This is a genomic window from Chitinimonas naiadis (genome assembly GCF_054780835.1).
This window is the reverse complement of sequence record NZ_BAAGVO010000002.1, coordinates 540,650-555,863: the sequence shown is the minus strand read 5'-3', so window position 1 is coordinate 555,863 and position 15,214 is coordinate 540,650. Positions and strand designations below refer to the sequence as shown.

At 58.7% G+C, this 15,214-nt stretch carries 13 protein-coding genes; 4 read left to right on the top strand and 9 right to left on the bottom strand.

The window, feature by feature from the left end; translation table 11 throughout:
- Nucleotides 1–10: 10 nt before the first annotated feature.
- Nucleotides 11–1,045 (bottom strand): radical SAM/SPASM domain-containing protein, encoded by a 1,035-nt coding sequence (locus ACYVHK_RS04960; RefSeq protein WP_460528216.1) that lies wholly within the window; start codon nucleotides 1,043–1,045, stop codon nucleotides 11–13.
- Nucleotides 1,046–1,127: 82 nt separating this feature from the next.
- The gene (locus ACYVHK_RS04955) at nucleotides 1,128–2,042 is read right to left on the bottom strand and encodes a LysR family transcriptional regulator (protein WP_460528214.1); all 915 of its coding nucleotides are present in this window, start codon (nucleotides 2,040–2,042) and stop codon (nucleotides 1,128–1,130) included.
- 192 nt (nucleotides 2,043–2,234) lie between these two features.
- On the opposite strand from ACYVHK_RS04955, the gene ACYVHK_RS04950 reads away from it, so the two are divergent.
- On the top strand, nucleotides 2,235–2,999 hold the full coding sequence (locus tag ACYVHK_RS04950; protein ID WP_460528212.1) for an SDR family oxidoreductase: 765 nt from the start codon (nucleotides 2,235–2,237) through the stop codon (nucleotides 2,997–2,999).
- A 75-nt stretch (nucleotides 3,000–3,074) separates the two neighbouring features.
- On the opposite strand, the gene ACYVHK_RS04945 is transcribed toward ACYVHK_RS04950, so the two are convergent.
- The 5 genes from ACYVHK_RS04945 to ACYVHK_RS04925 all read right to left on the bottom strand — a co-directional run bounded on the left by ACYVHK_RS04945 (nucleotide 3,075) and on the right by ACYVHK_RS04925 (nucleotide 8,545).
- On the bottom strand, nucleotides 3,075–4,796 hold the full coding sequence (locus ACYVHK_RS04945) for a cation:proton antiporter domain-containing protein (RefSeq protein WP_460528210.1): 1,722 nt from the start codon (nucleotides 4,794–4,796) through the stop codon (nucleotides 3,075–3,077).
- 185 nt (nucleotides 4,797–4,981) lie between these two features.
- Complete coding sequence (locus tag ACYVHK_RS04940) at nucleotides 4,982–6,592, bottom strand: PepSY-associated TM helix domain-containing protein (RefSeq protein ID WP_460528208.1); 1,611 nt, start codon at nucleotides 6,590–6,592, stop codon at nucleotides 4,982–4,984.
- Nucleotides 6,589–6,861 (bottom strand): hypothetical protein, encoded by a 273-nt coding sequence (locus tag ACYVHK_RS04935; protein ID WP_460528206.1) that lies wholly within the window; start codon nucleotides 6,859–6,861, stop codon nucleotides 6,589–6,591. The genes ACYVHK_RS04940 and ACYVHK_RS04935 overlap by 4 nt, the downstream gene beginning before the upstream one ends.
- Complete coding sequence (locus ACYVHK_RS04930; RefSeq protein ID WP_460528204.1) at nucleotides 6,851–7,138, bottom strand: hypothetical protein; 288 nt, start codon at nucleotides 7,136–7,138, stop codon at nucleotides 6,851–6,853. Before ACYVHK_RS04930 ends, ACYVHK_RS04935 begins: the two co-directional genes overlap by 11 nt.
- A 609-nt stretch (nucleotides 7,139–7,747) precedes the next feature.
- Nucleotides 7,748–8,545 carry a type 2 periplasmic-binding domain-containing protein gene (locus ACYVHK_RS04925; protein ID WP_460528202.1) on the bottom strand — a complete coding sequence of 266 codons (798 nt, stop codon included), beginning with the start codon at nucleotides 8,543–8,545 and terminating at the stop codon, nucleotides 7,748–7,750.
- Between the two features lie 622 nt (nucleotides 8,546–9,167).
- Here ACYVHK_RS04925 and ACYVHK_RS04920 point away from each other — a divergent pair.
- On the top strand, nucleotides 9,168–9,683 hold the full coding sequence (locus ACYVHK_RS04920; RefSeq protein WP_460528200.1) for a PAS domain S-box protein: 516 nt from the start codon (nucleotides 9,168–9,170) through the stop codon (nucleotides 9,681–9,683).
- Between the two features lie 47 nt (nucleotides 9,684–9,730).
- Here ACYVHK_RS04920 and ACYVHK_RS04915 read toward each other — a convergent pair whose 3' ends face one another.
- The gene (locus tag ACYVHK_RS04915) at nucleotides 9,731–12,346 is read right to left on the bottom strand and encodes a chemotaxis protein CheB (RefSeq protein ID WP_460528198.1); all 2,616 of its coding nucleotides are present in this window, start codon (nucleotides 12,344–12,346) and stop codon (nucleotides 9,731–9,733) included.
- A gap of 338 nt (nucleotides 12,347–12,684) precedes the next feature.
- On the opposite strand from ACYVHK_RS04915, the gene ACYVHK_RS04910 reads away from it, so the two are divergent.
- Both ACYVHK_RS04910 and ACYVHK_RS04905 read left to right on the top strand, forming a co-directional pair.
- Nucleotides 12,685–13,410: a Crp/Fnr family transcriptional regulator gene (locus tag ACYVHK_RS04910; RefSeq protein ID WP_460528355.1), complete on the top strand. Its 726-nt coding sequence runs from the start codon at nucleotides 12,685–12,687 to the stop codon at nucleotides 13,408–13,410.
- A 68-nt stretch (nucleotides 13,411–13,478) separates the two neighbouring features.
- Nucleotides 13,479–13,700 (top strand): hypothetical protein, encoded by a 222-nt coding sequence (locus ACYVHK_RS04905; RefSeq protein ID WP_460528196.1) that lies wholly within the window; start codon nucleotides 13,479–13,481, stop codon nucleotides 13,698–13,700.
- A 25-nt stretch (nucleotides 13,701–13,725) separates the two neighbouring features.
- Here ACYVHK_RS04905 and dacB read toward each other — a convergent pair whose 3' ends face one another.
- A complete protein-coding gene (gene dacB / locus ACYVHK_RS04900; RefSeq protein WP_460528194.1) occupies nucleotides 13,726–15,201 on the bottom strand; it encodes a D-alanyl-D-alanine carboxypeptidase/D-alanyl-D-alanine-endopeptidase in 1,476 nt (491 codons plus the stop codon).
- Nucleotides 15,202–15,214: the final 13 nt, after the last annotated feature.

The window sequence follows — 15,214 nt, the reverse complement described above, 5'->3', positions numbered from 1 at the left end:
AAGTGCAATATCAACCCAACTCTGGACTCAATCGATCGAGGTAGGTATCTGGCAGCAAGGCGTCCAAATTATCTGGCGCTGTGTGGAGATAGGTGCAATTCTGGCAACTGCTCAATTCATGCCGCTTGTGCTGCAAATGCTTCAACTGGAACTCCCTCAACCGGGTGCCTCGCCACATTTCCTGCAAGGACTCTTCGCGCAGGTTACCTATCACGGCTTTCTTATCCCAATCCACACAACATACGCTTACATTGAGATCTGAATGGATGACCAATGTATAAAATGGAAATGGGCAAACCGCTTTCTTGTGCGCAAAATATTTTGTCTGCAGCAAGGAAGCTGTTTCCGTAAAGGCAAGATTACCCTCCTGCGGATCATTCCAGTTCATGACCGCTTCCAAGCTCAACTCATCGCCAACATTTTCAAAATACCGAAGAAAGTCTTCATTTTCCGCCACGACCTTCGACTCTATCATCTTGACATAAATATATGGGGTCGCCTGCCCCAAGCCATCCCGGAACGATTTCAATCCAGAAACATTCTCCCGTATTTTCTCAAGACGATACGGGCTCTTGGTATTGAATTTATGCGCCGTCTCGTTGCCGCCATATATAGAAACTCTCAGATAGTCGAGTCCACTGGCGCATATGGCCTCATATCGCTCAGGCCGAATCAACGTTCCATTCGACGTAACGATGACACGCTCTGCAATATTGATCAGTTTTGCATGTGATATAAAATCAATGAGTGATTTATTAGCAAAGGGTTCACCCATCATATAGAAATTCAGGGTTTTCACCGTTCCAAATGCCTTGATCTGACCGGCAATTGCCTTGAAATCATCCAACCCCATCTGGAACAACCCTCCCGCCTTCTCTTTGTAGTTATCGAAGGACTCAGGGCAAAAAATGCATTTGAAGTTGCAGATATTGGTTGGTTCGACGTAAATCGCCATCGGGCCAGAAAGCGGCACCGCATTGACCAGATTTATTCTCCCGCTCTCTCTCAGAGAAGAATATGGCGTAGCGACATTATCGGTATTCATGGCGGACTTCTTCATACAGGTAGCGATCAAGATGGCATGAATTCTACGCAATACACCCTGTTCCACCTAGCATGCCCAGCATCTAGACGCTGCGATCCCAGGCGTCCCAGTACGGCGGATCGCCAATGGCCGCCCGCAAGCAATCGGCAAAGGCTCGCAATTTGACCGAGGCATTGCGGCCCTCCGGATGGGCGATGTAGATCGACTCGACCGCTGCCTGTACACCCACATCGATTAGCTGCAGCTTGCCTGCCTGTATATCGGCCCCGCAGATGAAGGTCGGCAGTAGCGCGATGCCCAGACCCGCGAGGGCAGCGTCGCGCATCATGTCGCCGTTATTGACCCGCAGCGCCACCGTGGCACGCGCCACCGTCACACCTTCGGGGCCAAGAAAGCGCCAATCGGCTGCTCCCCGGTTCAGATAAAAGATCCCACGATGATCGCGCAGCGCATCCAGCGTGCGTGGCAGGCCATGTCGTACCAGATAGGCGGGCGAGGCCACCAGCACGCGCCGGCTGGGCGCCAGTTGCCAGGCGATCAGCCGGGAATCGTCCAGCACGCCACTGCGCACGACGGCATCGTAACCCTCTGCCGCCACCTCCACCCGCCGGTCGTCCAGGTCCAGTGTCAGCGCGAGCTCGGGGTGCTGTGCCAGGAAAGGATAAAGCGCCGGCCCCAGATGCATACGCCCAAAGGTAACTGGCGCGGAGATCCGCAGGGGGCCAATCAGGCTGCCACGCCGCTCGGCCATGTCGGCTGCCGCCTCTTCCACTTCGCGCAGGATGCGTGTCGCCCGCGTGAGGAAGGCGCTGCCATCCTCGGTCAGGCCCACCTTGCGGGTCGTGCGATGCAACAGGCTGGCGCCCAATACCTGCTCGATATCCGCCAGACGCTCGCTGACGACCGATTTGGACAAATTGAGGCGCCTTGCTGCCTCGCTGATCGAGCCGGATTCCGCGACGGCCACGAAGCTGGCGATGCCATCGAGCTTGAGCATTGTTCGGCTATTCCGAAAAGTAGTTCCGATATTTGCACTCTACCGCGAACGGATGGAGAAAACGATACTGGCTTCACGGCGAGCAAACGGATGCGGCGGTTCCCTCCCGACATCAGCGCTGCCAAGACCTACTTCAATACACCATCGCGCCTCAAGGCGAATCACGCCCGGCGCTTACCAAGGAGCTACACCATGGAACGCTTGTCAGGAAAAGTTGCCCTCGTCACCGGCGCCAGCGCAGGCATTGGCTACGCCACCGCCAAACTGTTCGCGGCCGAAGGCGCCAAGCTCGTTGTGGGCGCACGCCGCCAGAACGAGCTGGATGCACTGGTCGCGGAGATCAAGGCAGTTGGCGGTGAGGCGGTCGCCCTGGCCGGCGATGTACGGGACGAGCGCTACGCCCAGGCGCTGGTGGCATTGGCGGTAGAACGCTATGGCAAGCTTGATGTTGCCTTCAACAATGCCGGTACCCTGGGTGAAGCCGGCCCCAGTACCAATGTATCTGAAGCCGGCTGGAACGATACGCTGGCTATCAACTTGACTGGTTCCTTCCTCGGCGCCAAGCATCAGGTCGCCCAGATGCTGAAGAACGGTGGCGGGTCGGTGATCTTCACCTCGACCTTTGTCGGCCACACCTTTGCCTTCCCCGGTGTGGCGGCCTATGCCGCCAGCAAGGCCGGCCTGATCGGCCTCACCCAGGCGCTGGCGGCCGAGTTTGGCCCGCAGCAGGTACGTGTGAACGCCATCCTGCCTGGCGCGGTCGATACCGATATGTACCGCAGCATGAACAACACGGCCGAGTCGCAGGCGTTCATCACCAACCTGCATGCACTCAAGCGCGTCGCAACGCCGGAAGAGCTGGCCCGCTCGGTGCTCTACCTCGCGTCGGATGATTCGGCCTTCGTCACCGGCACCGCATCGCTGGTCGACGGTGGTGCTTCCATCACCCGGACCTGAGCATGAAAATCGCCCCGGTCGCGTAGCGTACCGGGGCGTAACGTGATGGCAGCGGATCGCGGCAGGTCGGGTAGATCAGCCGTGGCCGTTCGTCCCCGTCGCCAGTTCTGGCGCAAAGCGCTCCAGCACATGGCTGGTCATGCCCTTGGCCAGTTCTTCCTCACCGAAGAAGACGGTCCCGATTCCTTCTCGCCGCAACAGGACCGATTCATCCTCGCTGTGGGTACGCAGGATGATCTCGATCTCCGGGTTGAGCGTACGCGCGGTATCTGCCATCTGCCGTACATGCAACGTATTGGGCGTGGCGATCACCAGCATGGCGGCATCGGCAATGTGCGCCTGGATCAGCACCGCCGGATCGGCCGCATTACCGGAGACCGCGGCCTTGCCTGACTTGCGCAGGGCCTCGACCAGCTCCCGGTTCTGCTCCGCCACCACATAGGGAATTCCGCGCGCTTCCAGCGCCTGAGCGATACGACGCCCTACCCTGCCGTAGCCCACCAGCACCACCTGGCCTTCCAGATACTTACGTTCGGTACTCATGGGCAACTCGGCAAACGGGTCCTGCCGCAGTTCCAGATTGCGGGCAAGATCCGAGTGCTTGAGCACCCAGCGGCGGAACGGCTCGATCGCCGTGAACAGGAAAGGGTTGAGCGCGATCGAGATCAGGGCGCCGGCCAGCACGAGGCTCATGCCCTCCTGTGGCAGCAAGCCGAGCGTCACACCCAGACCAGCAAGGATGAAGGAGAACTCGCCGATCTGCGCCAGGCTGGCAGCCACCGTCAGCGCGGTATTGAGCGGGTAGCGGAACGACAACACCAGTACGGCAGCGGCCAGTGCCTTGCCCAGGATGATGACCGCCACCACGCCCAGCACGTGAACTGGCTGCTGGATCAAAATGGCCGGGTCGAACAGCATGCCGACCGAGACAAAGAACAGCACCGAAAAAGCGTCCCGCAATGGCAAGGATTCCTCGGCCGCACGGTGGCTGAACTCGGACTCGCGCATGACCATGCCGGCAAAGAAGGCGCCCAGCGCGAACGAGACATTGAACAGATGAGACGCACCATAGGCGATGCCGATGGCCGTGGCGATCACGGCCAGCGTGAACAGCTCGCGCGAACCGGTACGGGCAACATGCCACAAGGCCTTGGGCAGCACGCGGCGGCCCACCACCAGCATGAGGGCGATAAATGCGCCGACCTGCAGCAAGGTCTGGCCGATGGTCAGCCAGAGTGATTTGTCTGCACCGACTACTGCGTTGCTACTACCCAGCACACCGGCCAGCGGTGGCAGCAGCACCAGTACCAGCACCGTCGCCAGATCCTCGACCACCAGCCAGCCGACCGCGATCCGGCCGTTCATGGTCTCCAGCACGCGCCGCGCCTCCAGTGCCTTCAGCAGCACCACGGTACTGGCGCAGGAGAGCGACAGGCCAAACACCAGCGCACCACCCAAGCCCCAGTCCCACCACAGCGCCATGGCCATACCCAGTGCGGTTGCCAACCCCATCTGCACCACAGCACCCGGTACCGCGATGCGCTTGACCGCCATCAGATCGCTGAGAGAAAAATGCAGGCCCACTCCGAACATCAGCAACATGACGCCGATCTCGGACAGCTGGGAGGCGATATGGACGTCCGCCACAAAGCCCGGTGTTGCCGGGCCGATGATGATGCCGGCCACCAGGTAGCCGACCAGGGCCGGCAGTTTGATGCGTTCGGCGATAAAGCCCAGTATCAGTGCGCAGCCGAAGCCCGCGGCGATGGTCGTGATCAGCGAGATATTGTGGTCCATTCAGCTCCCTTTATTAGTCATGCTTGCCGGCATCGGGGGTCGGCAATTTGTATTTGGACAAATGAATGAACTTCGACAGATACCAAAGTTCCGGCCTGGCCGCAAATTGTGCTGTGGCCTGCATAGGACAGCCGATAAAAAAGGAGGCCATCCGGCCTCCTAATTCGTGGTCCTGCGTTCATGGTTCACCGGGCAGGCTGTTCCGTCAGTTCGGGCTGTGCTTCCGGTGCGGGTGACGCGCCGAGCGACCAGACGCTGTTCAGTTCGCCCTGCCGGCCGCGACGCAAGGTCGAGACAGCCAGACGCCAGAACAGGAAGGCCGCCAGTAGCGCAACGGCATCGATGCCGAAGAGCACCCAATGGCCCTGCCACAGGGTATGCAGCAGATGATCACCGGTAAACCATGCATTCACGACAGGAATTCCCGCTGTCAGTACGGCACAGGCCAACAGCAGCTCATGGCCGGCGCGTGCTGGCGGGCGGATGAACGCCCAGGCGACAGCCGCCAAGAAGACGACGTAGTAGACATACTGTTCCCACTGCGAACGCTCGGCCAGGCCGGCGGGCAGCAGCTTGTTGGCCAGGAACAAGGCGGAGATGGCCGCCATGCAACCCAGGCAGACGCCCAGCGTCAGTTGCGCCATCAGGCGGGTGCGGCGCGGCTGCTCGGCCACATGGCGCTTGCGACGGGCCTCTACCCATAGCAGGTTGCCGCTGTAGAACAGGAAAGCACCGGCCAAGCCCAGCAGGAAGTACAACCACTTCACGGCATAGTGGCCGAAGTTGCCGAAGTGGAGGTTCTGCATGCCGCGCAGCATGCCCATGCCGGCCGAGAAGTTGACCGGCTCGACCACCCGGATCAACTGGCCGGTGGCGGCATTCATGCCCACGCCTGCCATATTGTTCAGGTGCTTCTGGTCGATCGGGCCGTAGACCTCCGCCTGACCATTGGCATCGCCATAGTCGTGGAAGGAAAGGCGTTCGGCCTCCATGCCGGGGCTGGCTACCCGGGCACGCGCCAGCAACTCGCTCACCGGCAGCATGCCGGCGGGTTTACCGGCGGCCTCGATATGCGGTGCCACCGAGAAATCCGGCTCCAGTATCTTTAGCAGCTTGCCATCGAACACCAGGAACTGGAACGGCGCGAGCAGCAGCGTACCGATACACAGCACGGCCCCACTCCAGGCAAAGATGACGTGGAACGGTAGCGACAACATGCCGACCACGTTGTGCGCGTCCTGCCACATGCGCTTGAGGTTCTTGCCGACACGCAGGGCGAACAGGTCCTTCAGGAAAACCGGCGCGTAGATGACCACACCGCTGACCAGGGCCAAGCCGTACAACAGGCTGATGACCCCCAGTACGTAGATGCCCCAGCTATTGGGCAGGCCTGCGGTGTAATGCAGCTTGTAGATGAAATCCACGAACTTGGAGCGTGGTGGCGTTTCGTCCAGTTGGCCGTCCGCCGTCAGGCGGAATTGGTGCATTATCTTGCCACCCGACTTGTCCCGCTCATACCAGTACAGGGTCGCGTATTTGCCATGCTCACCCGGCAAGGTGACAGAGAATGACTCCGCCGCTTGCGGGTAGCGCTTGAGTACGGCGTCGATCAAGGGTTGGGCACGCTCCGGTGCCTCGAATGGGACGCGGCGCGCTTCTGTCTGCTCCCATTCGATCAACTCGTGCGTGAAGACGGTGACGGCGCCGGCGTAGAACGCGATGAACAGCCCCAGGCCTGCCACAAGGCCCACCCAGGTATGGATGGACAGGAATGTCCTCAAGGTTGCGGCCTTCATACCGTTATCTCCACCCATTTGAAGGCCTTGATCAAATGAATCAGCCCGAAGCCGATGATGGTGACGGCCCCCATCCAGGCCCAGGCGTGCCAGGCCCGCTTGAACAGGAACGGCAGCACCATGGCGGCCACCCAGGCGGGCAGTACCATCAGCAACAGCGGCAAGGTATGGACGCGGATATCGCCTGGCCAGAGCAAGATGATCAAGCCGACGATGGCGATCGTGAGCGGGAAGCTGAGCAGACCCGCGGCAAACGACTTACCCCACATGGTTACGTCTCCAATAGGCCTGCACATACGGCAGCGTGACAGCGACCAGCATGAAGGCGGACAGGGCGGCAAAGCAGCCGGACCACGCGCCCAGCAGTTCGGCTGCCAGCCGGACAGAGGCCAGCAGGCACAGGCTGGCGCCCCACCGGACACGCCGCGCCTGCGGGCGCGATAGGGGCCAGCGCAACTGGTGCACGGATGCGAGAAAGAAGCCGCCGCCGGCGACCGCCGCCAGCAACAGGTACAGCAAGGTAAAGAGGATCTGCAGAAGCATCATGACGACGCAATCACCTTCTGGTTGCAGGCAAACGGGGTTAAATATGGCGCAGCGCGAAGCGGGAAAAAAGCTGCGGTGAGGCTGGGCAGAGCATAGTTGTGGAGCGGCGTACGCACGCAAATCCCCCGGGTCTTGTTGAATTTATAAGGTCGCCGGCCGTCAAGGCTTGTATAGGCCCCATACATCGAATGAAAATTATAAATAAAAGTAATTATTATTATCAATAAAAGATCAACCCTACCCTTCTCACCTCTGCATGACCTAGAGCGCCTCCGATCAAATCCACCTTGGAGACAGGGCCAGGCTGCCAAAGACTTTGGCGCTTTAGTGCCTACAACCTGTGCTTAGAGCGATCCGGGAACCGCAGGGGCTCGGCATCAATCAACGAGAAGTCGTTGAGATTCCGATGCCAACCGATGTCCTTTCAGGGACAACCTAAATAAGGCAAGTATGGTTGTGTGCGATCGACGATGTTGGTGCCATGCACGCGAGCGCGGTACTGGAACACCATGAGCGCTTTGCTAGCTGCCGTCCGAGCGTCAGTTTTACGCCCCGAAAACGAACAAGCCCGACCAGAGCCGGGCTTGTTGGTATCGGAGAGTCAAAGACTCAGGCGCCGCCACCGATCTTGAAGAAGCGAACCAGCGGGGCCGTGGTATCCGGGCCGAACCAGCGCTGGAATATCTTTGCCGCTTCGCCATTCTGCTCGGCTTCAATCAGGGTTTCGTTCACCAGCTTGAGCATGCGGGCCTCGCCCTTGCGGACCGCCAGGCCATAGGCCTCGGTCGACAGCGAGTAGCTGGAAATCTCGTACTGCTGCTTGTTCTGCATCTTGGCCTGCAAGCCGGCCAGGGCCGGTTCGTCGGCAGTGATGCCATCCAATTTGCCCGCCTGCAGGAAGTTGGCGGCAGCCTGGGTATCGTCCATCGATACCAGCACAGCCTTGGGGAACAGCTGCTTGAACTGGGTCTCCGACGTCGTTCCGCGGGCTACGCCGATATTGCCGGTCTCCAGCGACTTGAGATCCGGGAAGCGCCCCTTGCGGGACAGCACGCGTTGCCCGGTGACGAAGTAGCCATAAGAAAAGTCCACCAGACGCTCACGCTCGGAGGTCTTGGTCAGCATGGCGGCCACCAGGTCGATCTTCTTGGCGCGCAGGAAATTGATGCGCTCGGCCGGGTCCACGTTCTGCACCACGAACTTCACGCCCAGCTTTTTGGCGACAAGCGCGGCCATGTCCACATCGTAGCCCGAGATGGTCTTGTCCTTGTTCTGGAAACCGAAGGGAGGGGCATCGGCATTGGTGCCGACTACCAGTTGGCCACGGGCCCGGATATCGTCGACAAGGTCGGCCTGGGCCACGAGTGGCGCCAGGGCCAGCAGCACAAAGGAAATAAGTAGTCGCATCGTTATAGAGCTTTCAGTCTAGCAGTCCAAAAATGAAAAACGGCCACTAGACGATGCATCGTCCAGGCCGTTTATACCATCAGCATGCCAGTATTCCTTTGGCATGTATGCTGCCGTTTACCCTGAATAGCCGGGGTTCACGCGCGGGATATCAAACGCCCTGTGGGCCACCCTGCTTCCTCGCCCCCTCATCCCATCCCGCTTTCCAAAACACTTAAACCACGCCGGGACTCATCATCAACCACCCTGCATTCAGGTGCCCATTTTTTAAAAGCATAGTGCAGAGAAACGCAGAAGAGCGGCGATTTAGCATCTAGCTGACGGATAACGCAGCCGGTAACGCTCTGCCGTTAGAAAACCCAGCATAGATAATTGATATTAAAAGGAATACCCTGAGAGTAGAGTAGATTTCTGGCAAGCCGAAGTTCAGTCTAGGGAACCGGGTAAGCTCGACGAGAGCCTGCGCAGGCTTGCCATCCGTGCTGTGTGATACGAGGGCGGATTGCGCCAGCGCGCCTCCCTATCGTCATCACCATAATTATTCAGGAGAAGGGGAATTATTTTGGACAAACAGCCAGACTGGATAGAAAAGCGGCATTCGCTAAGGACTGAGGCAGAGATCATGCTGTCCAGCCTTACGCCGCCTTCCACCGATACCAGGCCTGCAGAAGCCTTGCTGCATGAACTATTGGTACACAAGGTCGAGCTGGAATTACAGATCGACGAGCTGCAAAAAGCCCAGAGTGCGATGGAGGAAGCGCGTAATCGTTATGAAGACCTCTACGACTTCGCACCCGTCGGCTATATCACGCTTAGCCCGGAAAACCGCTTGAGCGAGATCAATCTGACCGGGGCAAGCTTGCTTGGCTTCAATCGTAACATCATGATCAATCAGCACTTTTCAACCCATGTCGCACCCCGTGACCGGGAGCGATGGAGCAACCTTTTCATGTCGATGATGAAGTCTGACGATAATGAAAAAAAGACAATTACACTTGAGATAACACGAGCCGATGCCAGTACGTTCAGCGCCCGTCTGGACTGCCAGCGGCGAGAGGCGCGGGACATGTTGCCAACCTTGCGGCTTGCCTTGATCGATATTGACGGTCTCAAAGCCAGCGAGGAGCGAAGTACCTAGCAGGCTGCCGCAAGCCCATTTGTTACGCAAACATCTGCCGAGCAGTACTACACCTGCCGCCCTTCCAGCTTGGCTTGCAACAGCCTTATCTCACTGATATCCGTAAATGTGATCACCACACCATCGATCACATTTTCCATTGTGCGATAAGGCATGATCCTTACCCTGTACCAACGGCCATCTCTGGTCCCTGCTTGCATCTCCTTGAAAATCAGCGACAGCAGCACCTCATGCGCATCCGCTTGCAGCGAAGGATAGTCGAGCTCGGTTACAACATCGGACAGTGGCCGTCCGACATCGCCCGGGATCAATTTGAACAATCGGGTAGCGTGCGAGGTGAATCGCCGTAGCTTGAGTTCACCGTCAAGAAAGACCGTGGCAATCTCCGTGCTATTGAGAAGGTTCGCCATGTCGTTCTTTACACCGGACAGATCTTCCATTTTCGATTGCAGCTCGGCATTCACTGTCTGCAATTCTTCATTGAGGGACTGCATCTCCTCCTTGGAAGTAGTCAGCTCCTCATTGGTCGATTGCAATTCTTCGTTGGTAGATTGGAGCTCTTCATTGTTGGAGCGAAGCTCTTCCATCGAGGCCTGCATCTCTTCATGCGTTGCCTGCAATGCCTCCCGCGCCCGCTGTAGCTCTTGCTGCAGTATTTCATGATCGGTTGAAGGCACGGTACCGCTACGCTTGCGGGTGGTCTTAGGGACGGCAACATCCTGAAACACGACCAATACTTGCCCCCGCAGCAAGTCTGGCTTCTTCAGCGCCTGTATGGTCACATCGATGGTATGTACGCCACCGTCGTAGGGTATTTGCAAGCTCTGGAGCTTGATTGCCTGCTCCTCCTGCAGTGCCTTGCGAATGACACCGGGCAAGGCCTCGCGAAGGCCTTCACGGGCCATGGCGTGGATATTGACGTTCATCTTGCCAGCCGCTGGCTCAAGATACTTACCAGTGCGGCCGCTGATATACAGGATATCGCCGTCACTGTTGACCAGCACCGCGGCGGGAGAAAAGTTCTGTTGGATCAATTGATCCGTCAGTAGACCAATGCTTTCCGTGTTTTCCAACCGCTCTACGGGCAGCGATTCACTGTTAAGCGGGGCATGCGTCATGGGTCTTCCAGGAAATATCATGTCCGACGAGGGGATAGGCTGATCTACTCGCCGGAACAATCGAGCCTTGCTATTGATAGGTGTGAACAGCATGTTGCCGGAACCACTGGATTCCGCACTGCCAAGTAAAAGCAGGCCACCGCGGTTCAAGGAAAAATGAAAGAGCGGCAGGAGCTTCTTCTGGAGTGCGCTCCCGAAGTAGATCATGAGGTTACGGCAACTCAGGATATCGAGCTTGGTAAACGGCGGATCGGAGATGATGTTCTGCGTTGCAAAGACGATCATCTCCCTAATCTCCTTCCGGATTCTGTATCCACCCGCTTCCTCGACAAAATAACGGGCGAGCCGATCCTGGGAAACATCTGCCACGATGTTGCCTGGAAAGAACCCCCTGCGCGCCTTTTCGATTGCGTCCTGATCCAGATCGGTGGCATAGATCTGCAATTCGAAGCGCCCTTCTGGCTTGATGCTCTCCAGTACCTCCTTGAAGACAATCGCAAGCGAGTAGGCCTCCTCGCCGCTGGAGCAGGCAGCAACCCATGCACGTAAATGCTTGCCACCGGGATGCGCCGCCAACAAGGCAGGGATCGCTTCGTTGCGCAGGCACTCCCATACATCGGGGTCCCTGAAAAAATTAGTCACCCCGATCAAGAGCTCCTTGAACAGCAGGTCTATTTCCTGCGGATTGGCTCGTAGATACAGGACATATTCCGCGATCCCATTCAGCCTGTGCAAGGCGATGCGTCGCTCTATCCGTCGCGCCAGCGTATTGGATTTGTAAAGATTGAAATCGACATGACACCGGTCACGCAGCAGGCTGATGACTCTCTCCAGACCGGCCTGAAGCTCTGCTTCGGGCTCAGGATCGACAAGGATAGGTACCACATCTACGGGGTACTGGAGATGATCTGCAATCGCCACGGCCAATTGCTCTGGCAAGGCAACGATGTCTGCAACACCCGCGGCGATCGCGCTGCAGGGCATGCCATCAGCCCCCGCACTAGCTGGTTCCTGGACGAGGCACAGCCCCATGCCCTCCTTGATGGCGCGTAGGCCCAATACCCCATCCGACCCCATGCCCGACAACAGCACGCCGATCGCTCGTTCAGCCTGTTCCTCTGCCAGCGTCCGGAAAAAGATGTCAATCGGCAGGCGCAGTCCCTGCTCTGCCAGTTCAGGCAGATAGAGCGTCCCATCCTTCAGTATCAAATTCTTGTTCGGCGGTATGACGTAGACCCGATTTGGACTGACCTTCAAGCCATCCGTCACTTCATTTACCGGCATGGTGGTGGCCCGTTGCAGCAAGGCCGGCAAGGCGCTCACATAGCTGGGCGCCAGGTGTTGAACAACGACAAAGGCCATGCCGCTTTCGGCAGGGACATGCGCCAGGAATTTCTCCAATGCTTCCAGCCCGCCCGCCGAGCAGCCGATGCCCACAATGGGAAACTTCATCACATTGAACCCGCTTACCTGAAGGACCTCGCCCTCCGCTTTATCTGCATGCCCGCTCTTTGCGAGTGAATCAGACTTGTGGGGATCGGACATTGGGTTCCTTGGCGAAGCGGGAATTGAGGGGTGAACAACGATAGACCGTTCGCCGTGGAATGCAATCCCAACGGGATTTCCCGTCGACAGGTGCCGGATCAAACCCGTCACTGTAAACCGGTGTATCAGACAAACACCGCTAAGGTCAGGCCGCCCGCCAATGTCCCGCCCGTACCGGCTGCAAATGCCTACGCGGCCGCCCAGCTGAAAGTATTTATTTATGGGCACTATTTTCGGTAACGCACATAAAAGCCTGGCCGAGGCGCGTACTGTCTCAGCCCAGTTTATGGTCATGCGCAGAGAGACCCGCCAAGTCCGCCCACCCCTGGAGCGCCGTGATGACAACTGCTTTCTTGGATCCCCGACAAAACCACTTGCTGGATTCACTATCCGAACGGGAACTGGATTGTTGGCGATCCCAATTGGTACCTGTCGAACTGGCCTCCGGCGAGGTGCTACATGGGTCGGGCTCCCGCATAAGCCATGTCTTCTTTCCAACCACGGCCGTGGTTTCCCTGCAATACGTGCTGGAATCTGGTACTACAGCGGAAATTGCCATCATCGGCAATGAAGGCATCGTCGGCACCGCCTTGTTCATGGGCGGTGAGTCCACACCCAGCAGGGCAGTCGTACAAATAAGCGGGCAGGCTTTTCGGCTCAGTGCCAAAGCCGTACAGGATGAATTCAACCGCGTAGGGCCTGTCAGCTGTCTGTTGCTGCGCTACACCCAGGCCCTGATCGTGCAGATGACGCAAACCGGGCTATGCAATCGCTTCCACTGCCTGGATCAGCAACTATGCCGGTGGTTGCTGCTGAGCCTTGATCGCCTGCAGCACACCGAACTGCATATGACACAAGCGTTGATCGCCAACACGTTGGGCGTGCGCCGCGAAGGCGTGACAGAGAGTGCGTTAAAGCTGCAGCGAGCCGGTCTTATCTCCTATTCGCGCGGACATATCTCCGTACTGGACAGAAGCGGTCTGGAGCAACGGGCCTGCGAGTGCTACGCCGTGGTGAAAAGCGAATATGCACGGCTGCTGTCAAACAACCTGGCCAGTCCCTGACCCAACCTCGTAGCCCAACCTGCCATTCCGAATAGCCCGCCAGCAAGCTTTTCAGAGGAGGAGTACCCATGTCGATTCCGCAAGAGGGCCAGATATTCGAGGCGACCAGATGCAACACCGGACAGCGCATATCCATCGTTGAACTCAATATCTTTGCCAGGGACTGTTTTCTGGTCAGTTACACCGAGGTCGGTAAGGAGTTTGACCTGAGTATGCCGGCCATCGAGCTTGATGCCCGTGAATGGCAATCCAGCGTCAAAAAATTCGGCTTGCGCTTGATTACCGACTGAATGATCGCCAAGGCCGGGCAAGTGATCAGGGGGAAGTAGCCTGGCGGACCTTGCCTCGCGGCTTCGTCGACGACGTGGTGCCACCCGCCACCCAGTCGATCAATGCATCCAGCACCTCGCGCCCCCGCTTGGCATCGGGCTGGTTGATGATGCCGACGAGGATCCAGGGCTTGTCATCGGCATCCCGTACATAACCGGCGATGGCGGCCGTGTCGTTGAGCGTACCGGTCTTGATACGGGCGCGGCCTGCGGCGGCCGAGCCGTGCAGGCGCTTGCGCATGGTGCCATCCAGCGCCGCAATGGGCAGGCTGGCGGCATACTCCGGTGACCAGTCGCTCAAGGCGCCGGCCTTCAGCACCGCGGCCAGTTGCGCCGGGGTGATGCGCTCCCGCCTGGAGAGACCGGCCCCGTTCTCCAGCACCATGCCCCGGCTGTCGATATGGTGTGTGTCCAGCCAGGCCTGGATCGCCGCGGCCCCGGCTTCCATGGTGTTCTCGCCGCCTTGTCGCGCCATACGCTCCGCGCCCAGCGTGAGATAGAACATCCGGACCATGGCGTTGTCCGAGCGCTTGTTGGCGGTCTTGACCAGATCCGCCAGGCTATCGGACCGGTGCTCCACCAGCAATTGCGCATCCGGTGGTACCAGGCCGTCCCGTGCCTGGCCTTGCCAAACCCCACCCATCTCCTGCCACAGCGCCTTGAACAGCCGTTCGATATAGAGATTGCGATCGAGTGCGTTCAGTTCGGTCAGGCCGCTGCACTGGCGTGGAAAGCTGCCCTGCAAGCGGACATGGATCGTTCCGTCCTCGTCCTTGCTGGTGAGTGGCAAGGGCCAGTCGTCTTCCCAGTCTTCGCAGGCCTGATCGGTCAGTTCCAGCTCGCTTTCCACCATGATGCCGGCCAAGGGCGGTTGTACGGTGACGGTTACGGCATCGGCCGTGGAACGCAAGGCCAGCTCCAGCAGATTGCTATGTACCAGCAGGGCGTCCGGTATCACGTTGTAGTAGGCACCCGGTGTTTCATCGAACGGTGGTGCGCCCAGATCCGGCCGGCTGGGGGTGAAGTAGCTGCGATCGAGCACCAGATCGCCCTTGATCTCGCGTATGCCCTTGGCACGCAGCGATCGCAGCATCAGCGCGAGCTTGTCCCAGCTCAACGCCGGGTCAGCGCCGCCACGCAGATAGAGGGGGCCTTGCAGCACCTCACCCTGCGGTGCCGTACCGCTGAGCAATGCAGTCTTCCAGCGGTAGTTCGGGCCGAGCTGCTCCAGGCTCGCCAGCGTGGTCAGCAGCTTCATGGTGGATGCCGGGTTCATGGGCCGGCCGGGGTAGCGTGACAGCTTGGGACGGCCACCTGCAACCGGGATGACCAGCACGCCCAGGTTCTGCTCGGCAATCCCCTGCGCCTTCAGCACGCGGCCGAGCCTGGCTGGCAATGCATCCTGCGCCCACCCATTGACGGCCAGCGCCAGCAGTACCACCAGACCATATGTCTTGACCATGCCATCCCTTTTC